Here is a 15497-nt window from a genome sequence, read left to right as displayed (position 1 = left end):
TTCGATGGATGGCGTTGCCGGTTGCCACGGCCGACGGTTCATTCGACCGTCCCGCCGGTCGAGAGTCTAATGCACGCGTCCCAAGGGGCCTTTCGCCTCTCGCGGTTCGGGATGCACTTGCGACACGGCGATCCCGCGCAGGCGCTTCTTGTCGATCTTGCCCGTGGCGGTGACAGGCAACTCGGCCATCACCAGCAGGTGCTCCGGCCACTTCTTCTTCGACAGCCCGATCTCGGACAAGTGGCTCTTGATGTCCTCGAGGGTGGGGGTCGCCTGGCCATCACGTACACAACACACTGCGCAGGCTTGCTCCCCCAGCCGCTTCTCCGGCACCGACACGACCGCCACCTGCGCGATGGCGGGATGGCGCATCAGCGCCGCTTCGACCTCCGCGGGGTCGATGTTGAAGCCGCCCCGGATGATCTGGTCCTTGAGGCGGCCCACCACCTTCACGTAGCCGGCGTCGTCGCAGATGATCTCGTCGCCGGTGAGATAGAAGCCGCCCTCGGTCAGCCGATGGCCCTGGTCGCCCAGGCCAAGGCAATAGCCGAGGAAGAGCGAGGGGCCGCGCACGCCCGCCTGCCCGCGCTGGCCCCTGGGCAGCATGCGCAGCTGTGGGTCGAAGGCCTCGTCCTGGGTCCCCGGGAAGGAGCGGCCGTCGGAGTGCCCGAGCCGCTGCGGGGGATCGTCCAGCAGCGTGGACGCGTGCCCCATGCATTCCGACATTCCGAACATCCGCAGCGCCCGGATGCCGAGCAGCGCGTGTGCGTCGGCCACCAGCTCCGGCGTCATCGAGCTGCCGCCCACGCCCAAGGCCTTCAACGGACTCGTTCGCGACCAGTGCTCGCCTCGCGCCACCTCGATCAGCGAAGCCAGGTGGGTGGGCACGCAGATGCCCCAGCGAACCTGGTGTGCCTCGATGAGCCTGAGCGTTTCCCGCGCATCCCAGGGATCGATCACGACCAGCGGATGGCCGAGTGCCAGGCTGAAGTGGGCCGTGAAAGTGAAGCCCGGGGCACTGCCCAGCGGAACCACGCCGAGGATGGCGTCCCCCGGGGCGAGCCCTGCGATCCGCTGGCACGCCCGCACCGTGTAGTTCATCGCCGCGGCTGAATGCATGACCCCCTTCGGCACACCGGTCGTGCCGGACGTGAAGCCGATCATCGCGGCCAGCGCGTCGCGCGCGTCGGGCTCGCCGAGGGCAGCGCGGTGGCGCAGCGACAGGCGCAGCCCGGGGACGCCCGGAATCGGCGCACCTTCCGAGTCACTGACGACAGCGATATGTCCCAGTCGTTGGTCGAGGACTTCTCGCTCGGCGGCTCCGAGGTCCGGCGTGTAAGGGCAGACGATGGCGCGGGCGGCGGAAACCCCCAGCGCGCAGGCCAGCGTCTGCGGTGTCTTGCGCCCCTGCAGCATCACGCGGTCATGCGGCTGGACGCCGGCGGCGAGCAGCGCGTGATAGGCGGCCACGGCCATGCTGCGCATCTCGCCACGCGTCCAGGAGCGGCCGTCGGCGGCGACGATGGCCAGCGCCTGCGGATCGGCGTCAGCCAGTGCGTGGAACTGTTCCCACAGCGGTGCGTCGGTCCACGTCAGGCCTTCAATGGAATGGGTGGCCGGGTTCGGTTCAGGCAAGGCATTGCCCTCCATCGACGATGTAAGTCTGGCCGGTGATGAAACTCCCGGCGGCCGAGGCCAGCAGCGCCACGGTGGCGACGATCTCGGACGGTCTGCCGAATCGGTGGAGGAGGATCCCGTCCAGCAGCTTCTGCTGGGTGTTCGCGTCGAGCGTCTGCGTCATCCCGGTTTCCACCGAGCCCGGCGCCACGGCATTCACGCGGATGCCATGCCGCGCCCACTGGGCGGCGAGGTCGCTCGTGAGGTGGACCATCGCCGCCTTGGTGGTCGTGTATGGAACGACCTGACCCGCATCCGGCGTGTAGGACAGGAAGGCGCCGACCGATGCGATGTTGACGATCGAGCCGCCGGCCCCGCTGGCGATCATGTGCCTAGCGGCATGGCGGCATGCCAGGAACGTGCCGGTGAGATTGGTGTCGACCACCTTGCGCCAGCCGGACAGCGGAATCTCCTCCGGCAAGCCCCACCAGGATGCGCCGGCGTTGTTGACCAGGATGTCGAGCTTGCCGAACCGCTCCACCGTCGCCCCCACGGCCGCCTCGACCTCTTCCTCGTCGGAGATATCGCAGCGCAGGCCGATCGCTTGGCGTCCGAAGCGGGCGGCGATGCCCGCCGCTGTTTCCGCGCAGTCGTTCTCGTGCCGGCTGGCCAGGGCGATGTCGCAGCCGAGATCGGCCAGCGCCGCCGCAATGGCCTCGGCCAGGGCCCCGCGCCCGCCTGTGATGAGCGCGGCCTGGCCGTCGAGGCGGAACTGCCGGGCGACGAAGCCGGGGTCGAATGGCGTGGTCATGTCGCCGCTTCCCCTGCCGGCTGACCCGCCGTGCGCAGGAGCAGGTCGGCTTCCTCGGTGACGAGCACGATCCGCTTGCCCTTCATCCTGCCGACATGGGCCACCGCCGCCGCCCACTGCGGCGACTTCAGTGCCGCGTCGAGGTGATCCCTGGAAGGGAAGGTCAGGACCGCATGACCGTCCCACTCGGGAGCCTCCGGATGGTCGTAGTCGAACACGACTTCGCCATGGCGGTAGGCCTGCAATCCGGGCAGCTTCTTGGCCTGCTCGGCGTGTTCGCCGCGCCACCAGAGCGTGAATTGCTCGCGCGTCCACTCAGGGGGACGGGTCGCGAGAACGACCATGCTGGTTGACATATCGACGCGCCTTCGCAGTTCAGTTGCCGGTCCACTCGGGCTTGCGCTTCTCGAGGAATGCACGCACGCCTTCCTTTGCATCAGCCGAATGGTGCACGACGTTGCAGGTCATGGTTTCCAGGGTGATCAGCGAGTTGGTGTCGGCGTCCAGCCCGCGGTTCACGGCCATCTTCGTCATCCACATGCAGAACGGACTCTTGTCGATCAGCGGTGCGCAGAAGTCCTGGATCAGCTGGTCGAACTCGGCCTGGGGCGCGCACGCGTTGATCAGGCCCCAGTCGGCGCACTGCTCGCCGGTCAGCAGCTTGCCGGTGAGCATCAGCTCCTTGGAGCGACGCATTCCGATCATGCGCGGCAGGCGGTAGATCGGGCCGGCGCCGCCGAACAGCGCCCGGCGAATGTGGAAGTCGCCGATCTTGGCCTCGGAGGCGGCGAGGGCGAAGTCGCAGGAGATCATGAGCTCGAAGCCACCGGCGACGGCATAGCCCTCGACCGCCGCGATGGTGGGCTTCTTCATGTTGAAGATCTTGTCGTAGGTGCGGGCGGAATCGATCGCGAGCTGCAGCGAAGTGGTGGTCTCGTGCAGCACCGGGCTGACCAGCAGATCCAGGTCGGCACCCGAGCAGAAGGTGTTGGCGCGGCCACGGAACACGACCGCCAGTGCCTCCTTGTCCTCGGCCGCGTGATCCACCGCCGCCTCCAGCTCCTTCAGCAGCTGCGGGCTGACGCAGTTGCGCTTGTGGGGCCGGTTGAGCCAGATCGTCGCGACGCCATTCGACGCGACTTCGTATTGAATGACGTCCTTTTCCTTCTCCATGCTCTCGCTCCTGCAAATGCTGATGATCAGCGTTTCAGTACACACCCGACCGGTCGGTCGAACGCAAAAGATAGCACAAGCACCCTGCTTGTCAATATCGGGTCTCAAGCAAATGTGGCTTTGCCACTTTGCTTGAACTCCCACGGGGGGCGGGCCGGGCGAGCCCGGCCCTGGGGGGAGTTCTCAAGCAAATGTGGCTTTGCCACTTTGCTTGAACCCCACGGGGGGCGGGCCGGGCAAGCCCGGCCCTGGGGGCACTCAGAAGATCTCGAACAGGCCGGCCGCGCCCATGCCGCCGCCGACGCACATGGTGACCACGCCGTACCTGGCCTTGCGCCGGCGACCCTCGATCAGCACGTGGCCGGTCATGCGGGCGCCGGACATGCCGTAGGGATGGCCGATGGCAATCGCACCGCCCGAGACGTTGATCCGTTCGTCGGGGATGCCGAGTCGATCGGCGCAGTACAGCACTTGCGAGGCGAACGCCTCGTTGAGTTCCCAGAGTCCGATGTCATCGACGCGCAACCCGGCCTGCGCCAGCAGCTTGGGCACGGCCAGCACCGGCCCGATGCCCATTTCCTCCGGCCCGCACCCTGCCACCGCCATGCCGACATAACGCCCCAGCGGCTCCAGGCTCCGGCGTGAAGCCTCCGCCGCTTCCATCAGCACCAGCGCGGCGGCGCCATCCGACAGTTGCGAGGCATTGCCCGCGGTGACGTACCGCCCTTGCGCGAGTCGCTGGCCTTGCTTGAGCACCGGCTTCAGCGCGGCCAGCTCGGCGAGCGTGGTCTGTGGCCGGTTGCCTTCGTCGCGGGAGATGGTGATGGTCTCGAAGCTGGTCGCACCGGTGGCCTTGTCGATTCGCGCCATCACCGCATCCATCGGCACGATCTCTTCGTCGAACCGGCCCCGAGCCTGCGCCTCGGCGGTCCTGAGCTGGGAGCGAAGGGCGAACTCGTCCTGGCGCTCGCGGGAGATCCCGTAGCGGTCGGCAACGATCTCGGCGGTCTCGAGCATCGCCATGTAGAGCTGCGGGATCCGCTCGTCGAGGACGGGGTCCTGCACGCGGAACGAGTTGGCCTTGTCGTTCTGAACCAGCGAGACCGACTCGACACCGCCCGCCACCGCAACCTTCATTCCGTCGACCAAGATCTGTTTCGCGGCGGTCGCCACGGCCATCAGGCCCGAGGCGCACTGGCGGTCGACAGTCATGCCGGGCACGCTGACCGGCAGGCCGGCCCGCAAGGCGGCCTGCCGTGCCACGTTGAAACCCGTGCATCCCTGCTGCAATGCGCAGCCCAGGACGACGTCGTCGACGGCGTCGGGCTCCACGCCGGTGCGTTCCAGCGCAGCCTTGATGGCATGCGCCGCCAGGGCTTGCCCCTGGGTGTTGTTGAAGGCACCGCGATAGGCCTTGCCGATGGGCGTACGGGCGACGGAAACGATGACCGCATCACGCATGAGTGAGCTCCGTGGATGGAAGAAGCGACAGGCCGACTTCCCGCGCCCACCACATGGGCCCGCCGCGGTAGCGCGGAAAGCCGTAGCCGTTGGCATAGACGACGTCGATGTCGCCGGCCCGCTGCGCAACGCCTTCCTCCAGAAGGCGCGCGCCCTCCCTGGCCATGGCGCGCAGCAGCCGGTGAAGGATGTCCTCGTCGGCGATCGGCTCGCGCTCGAATCCGAGCTCCGCCGACACGCCCGCGATGAGGGACTCGACTTCCGGATCTGGAGTGGCCTCGCGGCCGCGGTAGACGTAGTACCCGCTCCCGGTCTTCTGCCCAAGGCGGCCCCTCTCGTAGAGGCGGTCGGCAATGGGGGAGTAGCGCGCGGGCCTGGGGCGGGTCGCGTTCTGCTGCTGGCGGATGCGCCAGAACACATCCAGCCCCGCCATGTCGCGCATGGCGAACAGGCCCATCGGAAAGCCGAACTCGACCAGCACGCGGTCGATCTGCCAGGGCGTGGCGCCTTCCTCGAGAAGGAAGTCCGCTTCCGTCCCGTAGGCGTCGAGGATGCGATTGCCGATGAATCCCTCGGCATTGCCCGCGACCACCGCGGTCTTGCGCAGGGTCCGGGCCAGGCCGAGGGCGGCACCGAGGGTGGCAGGGCTGGAGCGCGCGCCGCGCACGATCTCCAGCAGGCGCATGACGTTGGCGGGGCTGAAGAAGTGCAGGCCGACGACGCTCTCCGGGCGAGAGGTGGCTGCGGCGATCGCATCGACGTCCAGGGTCGACGTGTTCGTGGCCAGGATCGCGCCGGGCTTGGCCACGGCGTCCAGGCGCCGGAAGACTTCCTTCTTCAACGCCAGGTCCTCGAACACCGCCTCGACGACGACGTCGGCATGGGCCAGATCGGCATCGCTCTCGGTCGTGTGGATGCAGCCCAGGGCACGGTCGGCGTTCAGCCGCGTCATGCTGCCCCGTGCCACCGAGGTGGCGTAGTTGGCGCGGATGGTCGCGAGCCCCCGGCTCAAGGCGTCCGGCGACGTGTCGAGCAGCGTGACCGGGATGCCCGCATTGGCGAAGCACATGGCGATGCCGCCGCCCATGGTCCCGGCGCCGACGACCGCGGCGGACCGGATCGGCGCAGCCGGCGAGGAGTTCACGTCCTTCACCTTGCCCGCGGCGCGCTCCGCAAAGAAGAGGTGGATCAGCGCGCGGCTCTGGAAACTGCGCTCGCACTCCTGGAAGGCCTGCCGCTCCAGCTTCGATCCTTCCTCGAAGTCGAGCCTGCAGGCGGCTTCGATGCAGTCGACGATCTTCCACGGCGCCACCAGGCCGTTCCACTTGCGCTGGTGCTTGCTGCGGAAGTCCGCGAACAGCGCTGGATCGGCGCCGCGGATCTTGTCGGAGGATTCGCGAAGCCTGCGGGGCAACGCACCACTGGCAACCTCTGCGGCGAAGCGCAAGGCGCCGTCCAGCTGATCGCCCTCGACGATGCGGTCGATGACGCTCCACTCGAAGGCCTGTTCGGCGCTTACCGGATCACCGCTGGTGCAGACCTGCAGCGCCACCTCCGGGCCCGCCAGCCGGGTCCACCACTGCGTGCCGCCGCCACCAGGGATCAGGCCCAGTTTCACCTCCGGCTGGCCGACCTGGGCGCCGCGGGCAGCGACCCGCCAGTGGCAGGAGAGCGCGAGTTCGAAGCCGCCGCCGAAGGCCGTGCCGTGGATGGCCGCGATGACCGGCTTGGGGCAGGACAGCAACGCGTCCATGATGTCGTAGAGCGTCGGCTCGTCGTAGGGCTTGCCGAAGTCGTTGATGTCCGCGCCCGCGATGAACGTGTCACCGCCGCCAATGATGACCAGCGCCTCGGCCTGCGGATCGGCCACACAGCGCGCGATGGCGTCCATCAGGCCGCTTCGCACGTCATGGCTCAGCGCGTTGACAGGGGGATTCTCGACGGTGGCGACGGCGACGCGGCCGTGAAGGGCATAGCTGACTCGACTCATCAAAGGGACGCTCCTATTGCGCGATGTCCACCACCAGCCGCCCCGCATGGGCGCCGGTGAACAGGCAGTTGAATGCTTCGGGAACCTGCTCGAAGCCGTGGCGGATGTCGATGTCGTAGCGCAGGCTGCCGCCGCGGATCCAGGCATCGATCTCGCGCAGCATCTCGTCCATGCGCGCGGGCTGGCTGAAGAGGTCGCTGACCAGGAAACCCTGCATCCGGGCGGACTTCACGACCAGGTTCCACAGGTTCGCGGGGCCCGGCGCCTTCTCGGTGGCGCTGTAGCGGGAGACCATGCCGCAGAGCGCGACGCGGCCATGCTTGTTGACCCGGTCGATGGCTGCTTCGAGCACAGCGCCACCCACGCCCTCGAACACCACGTCGACGCCGTCCGGCAGCGCATCGCCGATGGCATCGCGCCAGCGCGCCGAGTCCTGGTGGTCGATGCAGACGTCGTAGCCGTAGCGTTCGGTGGCACGCCGGCACTTCTCGGCGCCGCCGGCAATCCCGACGACCCTCGATGCGCCGCCGATCCGGGCCATCTGGCCGACCAACGAGCCGACCGCTCCCGCAGCGGCACTGACCAGCACCGTCTCGCCGGGGCGCAGGCCGGCCACGTCGAACAGCCCGCGATGGGCTGTCAGTCCGATGGTCCCGAGGGCGTGCGCATAGACGGCCGGGGCATGGCCCAGATGAACGGGAACCGGATGGAACCGGGCGCCGGCGCCGACGACGTACTCGCTCCAGGATCCGAAGCCCCACACCAGTTGGCCTTCTGCACGCGCGGGATCACGGGACTCGACGATCCTGCCCAGCACCATTCCTCTGACGGGCTCGCCGAGGCCGATGGGAATGCCGTAGCCGGGATCGGCATTCATGAAGTTGCGAATGGTCGGATCCATGCACAGCAGCAAGACCCGGATCAGGACCTGCCCGTCTTCGATCGTGGGGACGCCAGCACTGTGCAGCGCGAGGTCTGCGGCCGTGACGAGGCCCTGGGGTCGCCGGCGCAGCAGCCACTGCCGGTTCGGGGCGGGACTCATTCGACCCCCTTGGCGCTGTGCGCCGTCCCCCCAAGGGGGAATTCGCCCTTGGGGCGGCCCTGCGGGCTCATTCCGCTTCGATGAGCACGCCGGCCGCCATCCAGGCGGCGATGCCGGCAGAAGGAACGGCGCAGAGCACCGCCTCGGCCATCTCCTCGTTGCTTGCCCCCACCGCCCGTGCCGCCTTGATGTGCGTGGCCGCCTGCGGGCTGTAGTCGGAGGCCAGGACGGCGATCAGCATCAACTCCGCCGACTTCCGATCGAGCTGATTGCACTCGATCGTTCCCTTGCGCATGAGGAAGTAGCCGTCGGCCCCTTTCGGCACCAGGCGCAGCAGGCTCGCCAGGGCAGGCGGCACCGTTCCCCAGTAGCTCCTGAAGTTCGCCTCGGCCTCCCCGGGTTCGGCGCGCACCAGGGAGGTCGGTCGTGGCTCCGAGGCCGGAGGGCCATAGACGGTGGCCAGCAGGGCGTCGAACGCGAGCGCTGCGCCTTCGCCCCTCAGGCTGCTCAGCAGGATGAGACCGCTCGCCGCTTCGTTCAGCGTCATTCCCAGGCCTGCTGCGCGCTCGAGCTCGCCTCGCGCCAGCTCGAGGTACCGCTTGTTCGCGGCGGCGACCGCGGCGAACAGGCATTTGAGCTTGGCGGGCAACGCACCGTCGGTGTCGATGACCTCCCGGAACAGGGCGTAGCCGGAGAGCGTGAAGGGAGCGAGCTGCTTCAGCAGGGCCGACTGCAGCAAAGCGTTCGAATCCGTCACCTCGATGCTCCTCAAAGGCTGATGATCCATATCGTACCGACCGGTCGGTCGAGCGTCAACATCCATCGAAGATGCCTCCGGCACGTTGACAGCCGACCGGTCGGTCGATAGCATTCGTCCGACTGGTCGATTGGTGGGTGGGTGGGAAAAGGAGGAGCGGATGCGCTGCGAAATGTTGCTTCATCGGAACGAACGTGCGCCGTGGTCGATGTCGCCGTCAGGGCAAGCGAGCAAGTCGCGATGAACGCCGAGGCGGGGGTGGGCATGTCGCCCAAGTCCTACATCGGCGATGTCGGTGAAGTGCGGCAGTTCGCGCGCATCGATGCGCGGCGGCTGGAAGACTTCCTGCATGCCCACGTGCCTCGATACGACGGTCCCCTTAGCGTCAAGCAGTTCCAGGGCGGCCAGTCGAACCTGACCTACCTGCTCGAAACGCCCAAGGCGAAGTACGTGCTGCGAAAGCAGCCACCGGGGCCCTTGCTGAAGTCGGCGCACGCCGTCGATCGCGAATTCAAGGTCATGCGCGTCCTGGCCGAGCTGCCGGGCGGGTTCCCCGTGCCGCAGCCGCTGGCCTTGTGCGAGGACCCGAGCCTGCTGGGCGGCATGTTCTACGTGATGAGCCACGTGCCGGGCCGGATCTTCTGGAATTGCCTGATGCCCGACCTCGCTCCCGCGGAGCGCGCAGCGGTGTTCGACTCGGCCAACGAAACCCTGGCGCGCCTTCACACCGTCGACTACGCGGCACTCGGGCTGGCCGACTTCGGCAAGCCGGGCAACTATTTCGAGAGGCAGATCGCCCGCTGGTCGCGCCAGTACGAGCTGTCCAAGACACAAGACATTCCGGACATGGAGCGCCTCATGAATTGGCTGCCCGCGGCAGTGCCCGCTGACGACGGGCGCTCCTCGATCATCCACGGGGACTATTCCTTCCACAACATCCTGATCCACCCGACGCAGCCGAGGGTGGTGGGCGTCGTGGACTGGGAGCTGTCGACCCTGGGCCATCCGCTCGGCGACCTGATGTACCACGCGATGGAGTGGTACAGGCCGCAGGGCGTGGATGCGCGCGGCACCTTGCGCGGGCAGGACCTGGCGGCACTCGGCATCCCCACGCTGGACGACTACATCCAGCGGTATGGCGAGCGCACCGGCATCGCCTTTCGCGCGAACCTGCCGTTCTACCGCGCGTTCAACCTGTTCCGCACGGCGGCCATCCTGCAGGGCATTGCGCACCGGCTGATAGAAGGCAACGCCGCCTCGGCGAACGCCGCGGAGATCACGGCCAACATCAGGCCGCTCGCGGCCGCGGCCTGGCAGTTTGCCAACGGCGACTGAAGGGGCATCACTCATGAAGAGATTCGAAGGCAAGACGGTGCTGGTCACCGGCGGCGCCCAAGGCATCGGTGCGGCAATGGCCAAGGCTTTCGCCGCCGCCGGGGCCGGCGTGGTGATCGGCGACATCGGCGATGCGGCGGGGCAGGCCGTGCAGGCGGAGATCGCTGCGCTCGGGGGCGAATCGCTCTACCTGCATCTCGACGTGTCGAGCGAGGCCGATTGGCAAGCCGCCATCGGGCTGACGCTCGAGCACCGCGGCCGGCTCGACGTGCTGGTGAACAACGCAGGGCTGGGGCCGGCCCCGGCACCGATCGAGCAGTGCACCGTGCAGGCGTGGGACCGCATCATGGCGGTGAATGCCCGCGGCGTTTTCCTGGGGACCAGGCACGCCATCGCGCCCATGCGCGCAGGCGGGGGCGGCTCGATCGTCAACGTCTCGTCGATCGCGGCCCTCGGCCTCGGCGCGCTGATGGAGGTGGCCTATGCCGCGAGCAAGGGGGCGGTGCGAACCCTCACCAAGGTCATCGCGGCGCAGTACGCGCGCGAGGGCATACGCTGCAACTCCGTGCACCCCGGCCCCATCGACGGCGGGATGCTGCATGGCGTGTGGTCGGACCCGACGAAGTTGGAGCGCCGGCTCTCGCGCATTCCCATGGGCCGCCTCGGGCGCATGGACGAGGTCGTTGCGGCGGTGATGTTCCTGGCTTCCGACGAGTCGTCCTACACGACCGGCACCGAACTGACCATCGACGGGGGCGCGGCGGTGCAATAGCACCCGCGGAACAGTCATGACCGACGCAATGCACGAAGCCCGGGACGCGGCCGAGCGGCTGCGGCAAGAGATCCGCAACTTCTACGGCCGCGTCATGCCGGACGACCTGCGGGCCAAGTCACGGCGCCACCAGGTGCTGGACAAGTCCGACTACGTCCACTGGATGCGCCTGCTGCATGAGCAGGGCTGGGCGATCGGCCATTGGCCGAAGGAGTGGGGCGGCCAGGCGTGGACGCTCCTGGAACGCTTCGCCTTCGAGGACCAGCTGGCCCGCCTCGGCTGCCCCTGGATCATCCCTTTCGGCGTCAAGTATGTGGGGCCTGTCATCTACACCTTCGGCTCGCCAGCACAGAAAGCGCGCTTCCTGCCTCCCATCGCCACCACCGCCGAGTTCTGGGCCCAGGGCTACTCGGAGCCCGGCGCCGGATCCGACCTGGCGGCGCTGCGCACCGAGGCCATCCGCCACGGCGACCACTACGTCGTCAACGGCCAGAAGGTGTGGACCACCTATGCCCAGTGGGCCGACTGGCTGTTCTGCCTGGTCAAGACCACGCGGGACGAACCTGCGCAGAGATCGATCTCCTTCCTCCTCATCGACATGCGCAGCCCCGGCGTGACCGTGAAGCCGATCGCCACGATGGACGGCTTCCACCATCTCAACGAGGTGTGGCTCGAGGACGTCAGGGTGCCTGCGGAGAACCTGGTCGGCGAGGAAGGCGCGGGCTGGGGCTATGCCAAGTTCCTCTTGAAGAACGAGCGCACCGCCGGCGCCATCGTCGGCATGGCCTGGCATGCACTGGAGCGGCTGAAGGACCTGGCGAGGGAATCGGGCAGGGCATCGGTGCGCCTCGACGCTCGCCTGGGCGAGCTCGAGCTGTGCCTCATGGCCCTGGAGGAAGCCGCCTACCAGGCGGTGGAGTCCATGATGCTCGGCACCGACCACGGCGCGGAGGCGTCGCTGATCAAGCTGCGCGGAACCGAGCTCTACCAGCACATCGCCGAGGCGACGATCGATACGCTGGGGGTCGCCGGCGTCGCCTACGACACGGCGGCCCTGCACGCAGGCGGGCTGCCGCCGCTGGGGCCCGACGATGCCGGCGGCATCCTCAAGGACCACCTCTACAACCGGGCGTCGACCATCTTCGGCGGCGCTTCGGAGGTTCAACGCAACATCGTCGCCAAGACGGTCCTGGGGCTGTGAGCATGGACATGGAAGCGGCCGTCATGCTGCGCGAAAGCGCGCACCGATATGCGACGGACAACTACGGTTTCGTGCAGCGTCGCACGCTGGTCTGCGACTCGGCAGGCTGGAGCGGGAAGGCCTGGCGGGCCTACAGCGAACTCGGCTGGCTGGCCTTGCGCCTGCCGGAAGAGCAGGGCGGCCTGAATGCCGATGCCCTGGCCATCGGGGCCCTGATGGAAGTGGTCGGTGCCCGCCTGATCATGGAGCCGATACTGGCCAGCGCCATCGTCGGCACCGGGCTGGTGCTGAGCCAGGGCAGCGGCGCGCAGCAGGAGCGCCTCCTGCCCGGCTTGGCCGATGGCTCGCTCAAGCTCGCGTTCGCGCACGTAGAGGCAGGCGCTGCGGCCGATGGCACCGGCGCTTGCCTGGTCCGTGATGGCAAGCTCTTCGGAGCCAAGGTCGCGGTCCTGCATGGCGACATCGCCGACCTCCTCATCGTTTCCGCGTCCGAAGCGAAAACGGGCGGCGGCATGATGCTCTACCAAGTGGACCCGCGCGCCGCCGGCGTCGAGCTGACACGCTACCGGCTGGTGGACGGCCGCGGCGCGGCCAACCTGAGCTTCGCCGGGGCCGCCGCCGAACGGCTCGCTCCGGACCACGGCCGATCCGCACAAGCCGCGATCGAAGAGACCCTCGACCACGCGTCCGCGGCTCAGTGCGCAGAGGCCCTGGGCATCGTGCGCGCGCTGGTCGCCAGCACTTGCGAGCACCTGAAGACGCGCAAGCAGTTCGGCCGGGCGCTCGGCACCAACCAGGCCTTGCAGCACCGGGCCGTGGACATGTTCCTGCTGCAGGAAGAGATCGCCGCACTGACGCTGGCGTGCCAGCGAGCGTTGGCGAAGCCGGCCGCCGAGCGTGCCCGCATCGTCAGCGCTGCCAGGGCCTACGTCTGCAGCGCCGCGCGCCATGTCGCCAACGAGGCCGTGCAGATGCACGGCGCCGTCGGTGTCACCGAGGAGCTGGACGTCAGCCACTACTTCCGCCGGCTGATGGTGAATGCCACGCTGTTCGGGAGTCGCGACGAGCACTTCACCCGCTTTCTTGCGTCCACCCGGGTTGTCGAATGACTCGAAAGCTGAACCTGGACAGGGACGGCGCCGTGGCGCGCATCGTCCTCAACCAGCCGGAGGCCATGAACGCCATCGGCCCCGAGATGGCGAGGGAACTCGCCACTGCCCTCGCCGAGCTCGCTCGCGACGACGCCGTGCGCTGCGTCATCGTGACGGGTGCCGGGCGGCACTTCATGGCGGGCGGGGACGTCCGCTACTTTGCGGAGTTGCTGCGACTGCCGGCGGCGGAACGCGATGCCAGGCTCGGCCAGCTGATCGCCGACGTGGGCGACGCGGTGGCGACCTTGCGGGCCATGCGCAAGCCGGTGATCGCAGCGGTCCGCGGGGCGGTGGCCGGGTTCGGCCTGTCCTTGATGTGCGCTTGCGACCTGGCCGTCGCGGGCGAGGGCTGTAGCTTCAAGATGGCCTATTGCCAGCTCGGCGCTTCACCCGATGGCGGCGGCAGCCACAGCCTGCCACGGCTGCTGGGTGTGCGTCGGGCGCTGGAGCTGGCCTTGCTCGACGAGCGCATCGATGCTCGCCGCGCCCTGGAGTTCGGACTGGTCACGCGCGTCGTTCCCGACGAGTCGCTGGACAGCGCCGCGATGGAGTTGGCGCAGGGGCTGGCGCGCCAGGCGACGGCGGCGCTCGGCCGCACCAAGCAACTCATCCATGCCGCGTTCGACAACGACCTGGCCGGCCAACTGGATGCCGAGCGACGGGCCTTCGTGGCCTGCGCCGCCTCGGAGGATTTCGCGGAAGCGGTCGCAGCTTTCGCCGCGAAGCGCAGGCCGAACTTTGGCGGGCGATGACCGTCCGGTGGGCGGCTCGCAGCGTTTGGCTCAGCTCCGATCGGACGTCGTCTTGAAGAAGCGTGCGGCATGGATGAACATCACCGCGCCGATGAGGCCGGGCACCAGCGACAGCGACAGGGCATAGCGCAGCGCGTCGGCGCCGATCGACGGGTCACGTGCCAGCAGGTCGCTGCACAGGCCGGTGAACCACGGCCCCAGGCCGAGGCCGAAGAGGTTGAAGCACAGCGACAGGACCGAGTTGCTGAAAGCACGCATGTTCGGCGGCACCACCGACTGCGTGACCGCCAGGATCGGCCCGAAGTACGCCACCATGAGGACGGCGGCCATCGCGGCCGCCGCGACCGACAGACCCGTCGAAGGCGCCAGGTACTGGATCAAGGCGAACGGGCCCGTGGCGCCCACGGCGATCGCCATCACCCACAGCCGCCAGCGCGCGTCGCGGATCGCCAGCCGGTCGGCGAGGAAGCCGCCCAGGTACATCCCGATCGCCCCGCCCGCACCGGCCAGCAGCGCCATCAGCAGCGACACCTCGGAGAGCGTGAAGCCGTGCAGCCGCACGAAGAACGGCGCATTCCACGTCATCATCGAATACTGCGAGAAGCCGTGCAGCATGGTGGCCAGCACGGCATACCGGAAGGGCTTGATGCGCCAAAGCAGGCGCATCGAAGGCAGCATCCCCAGCCGGACCTCGCCCGCCGGAGCCGGCGGGTCGTAGCGTCCGCGCGGCGCGTCGCGCAGCATCATGAGCGCCAGAGGCGCCAGCGCCACGCCAACGCCGCCGATGATGGCAAAGGTGTAGCGCCAGCCCACCGTCTGCGCCAGCCAGCCGGTCGCGCTGTAGCCCAGCATCAGCCCCAGCGGCAGCCCCAGCCCGTAGGTCGACATGGCGGTGGCGCGCTGCTTCGGCGCAAAGTAGTCGGCGAGCAGGGAGACGCTGGCGGGGCCGCTCCCGGCCTCGCCGATCGCCACGCCGATGCGGAAGAAGACCAACGATGCGAACCCGATCGCGAGCCCGCTCAGTGCCGTCATCAGGCTCCACAGCGCCAGTGAAGCGACCACGATCCAGCGCCGGCTGAAACGGTCCGCCAGGCGCGCGATGGGCAGCGCCAGCGTGGTGTAGAAAAGAGCGAAGGACAGGCCGGTCAACGCGCCGATCTGCCCGTCGGACAAACCGAGCTCCGCCTTGATCGGGATCTGCAGGATCGAAAGAATGGTGCGGTCGATGTAGTTGAACATCGCGATGAGGAACAGCGAGAGCAGGGCCAGACGGCGCGTCCGGGCCTCGCCGGCCAGCGCATGCGCCGCCGCCGTGCCGCCCGCAGCCGAGGACGGGGGCCGCGGCTCGTCCAGGGTCTCGCTCATCGTCACGCCCATGGCTTTGTTCGTCATCTCGTTCACTGTCTCCTGCCCGCGGGTTCTCGAACCGTCTTGC

The 15497-nt window shown here is 68.4% G+C and carries 14 protein-coding genes; 5 read left to right on the top strand and 9 right to left on the bottom strand.

The features are described 5' to 3' along the window. Positions 1-66: 66 nt before the first annotated feature. From ACS5PM_RS12675 to ACS5PM_RS12640, 8 genes are all read right to left on the bottom strand, one after another. Complete coding sequence (locus ACS5PM_RS12675) at positions 67-1635, bottom strand: class I adenylate-forming enzyme family protein (protein WP_439387994.1); 1569 nt, start codon at positions 1633-1635, stop codon at positions 67-69. Continuing rightward, positions 1628-2428 carry an SDR family NAD(P)-dependent oxidoreductase gene (locus ACS5PM_RS12670; RefSeq protein ID WP_439387993.1) on the bottom strand — a complete coding sequence of 267 codons (801 nt, stop codon included), beginning with the start codon at positions 2426-2428 and terminating at the stop codon, positions 1628-1630. Before ACS5PM_RS12670 ends, ACS5PM_RS12675 begins: the two co-directional genes overlap by 8 nt. Next, a complete protein-coding gene (locus ACS5PM_RS12665) occupies positions 2425-2772 on the bottom strand; it encodes an EthD domain-containing protein (RefSeq protein WP_439387992.1) in 348 nt (115 codons plus the stop codon). The genes ACS5PM_RS12670 and ACS5PM_RS12665 overlap by 4 nt, the downstream gene beginning before the upstream one ends. Positions 2773-2803: 31 nt before the next feature. Beyond that, entirely contained in the window at positions 2804-3601 is a 798-nt protein-coding gene (locus tag ACS5PM_RS12660; protein WP_439387991.1) for an enoyl-CoA hydratase/isomerase family protein, read from the bottom strand. A gap of 258 nt (positions 3602-3859) precedes the next feature. Further along, the gene (locus tag ACS5PM_RS12655; RefSeq protein ID WP_439387990.1) at positions 3860-5062 is read right to left on the bottom strand and encodes an acetyl-CoA C-acyltransferase; all 1203 of its coding nucleotides are present in this window, start codon (positions 5060-5062) and stop codon (positions 3860-3862) included. After that, positions 5055-7100 (bottom strand): 3-hydroxyacyl-CoA dehydrogenase NAD-binding domain-containing protein, encoded by a 2046-nt coding sequence (locus ACS5PM_RS12650; protein WP_439387989.1) that lies wholly within the window; start codon positions 7098-7100, stop codon positions 5055-5057. Before ACS5PM_RS12650 ends, ACS5PM_RS12655 begins: the two co-directional genes overlap by 8 nt. Then, positions 7066-8094 carry an NADP-dependent oxidoreductase gene (locus ACS5PM_RS12645; protein ID WP_439387988.1) on the bottom strand — a complete coding sequence of 343 codons (1029 nt, stop codon included), beginning with the start codon at positions 8092-8094 and terminating at the stop codon, positions 7066-7068. The genes ACS5PM_RS12650 and ACS5PM_RS12645 overlap by 35 nt, the downstream gene beginning before the upstream one ends. Before the next feature lie 67 nt (positions 8095-8161). Next, the gene (locus tag ACS5PM_RS12640; RefSeq protein WP_439387987.1) at positions 8162-8965 is read right to left on the bottom strand and encodes a carboxymuconolactone decarboxylase family protein; all 804 of its coding nucleotides are present in this window, start codon (positions 8963-8965) and stop codon (positions 8162-8164) included. Between the two features lie 150 nt (positions 8966-9115). On the opposite strand from ACS5PM_RS12640, the gene ACS5PM_RS12635 reads away from it, so the two are divergent. The 5 genes from ACS5PM_RS12635 to ACS5PM_RS12615 are packed head-to-tail and all read left to right on the top strand — an operon-like array spanning position 9116 to position 14062. Then, positions 9116-10186, top strand: a complete 1071-nt coding sequence (locus ACS5PM_RS12635; protein ID WP_439388208.1) for a phosphotransferase family protein — start codon at positions 9116-9118, stop codon at positions 10184-10186. Positions 10187-10199: 13 nt separating this feature from the next. Further along, a complete protein-coding gene (locus ACS5PM_RS12630; protein ID WP_439387986.1) occupies positions 10200-10958 on the top strand; it encodes an SDR family NAD(P)-dependent oxidoreductase in 759 nt (252 codons plus the stop codon). 16 nt (positions 10959-10974) lie between these two features. Continuing rightward, positions 10975-12159 (top strand): acyl-CoA dehydrogenase family protein, encoded by a 1185-nt coding sequence (locus tag ACS5PM_RS12625; RefSeq protein WP_439387985.1) that lies wholly within the window; start codon positions 10975-10977, stop codon positions 12157-12159. A gap of 2 nt (positions 12160-12161) precedes the next feature. Continuing rightward, the gene (locus ACS5PM_RS12620; protein ID WP_439387984.1) at positions 12162-13268 is read left to right on the top strand and encodes an acyl-CoA dehydrogenase family protein; all 1107 of its coding nucleotides are present in this window, start codon (positions 12162-12164) and stop codon (positions 13266-13268) included. Then, a complete protein-coding gene (locus tag ACS5PM_RS12615; protein ID WP_439387983.1) occupies positions 13265-14062 on the top strand; it encodes an enoyl-CoA hydratase/isomerase family protein in 798 nt (265 codons plus the stop codon). Before ACS5PM_RS12620 ends, ACS5PM_RS12615 begins: the two co-directional genes overlap by 4 nt. Positions 14063-14092: 30 nt before the next feature. Here the strand turns inward: ACS5PM_RS12615 and ACS5PM_RS12610 are convergent, their stop codons facing one another. Next, positions 14093-15454, bottom strand: a complete 1362-nt coding sequence (locus ACS5PM_RS12610) for a spinster family MFS transporter (protein WP_439387982.1) — start codon at positions 15452-15454, stop codon at positions 14093-14095. Positions 15455-15497 lie beyond the last annotated feature (43 nt).

The sequence above is a fragment of the Ideonella flava genome (assembly GCF_051857595.1).
Classification (GTDB): Bacteria; Pseudomonadota; Gammaproteobacteria; order Burkholderiales; family Burkholderiaceae_C; genus Ideonella.
This window is presented reverse-complemented; position numbering and strand designations above follow the sequence as displayed.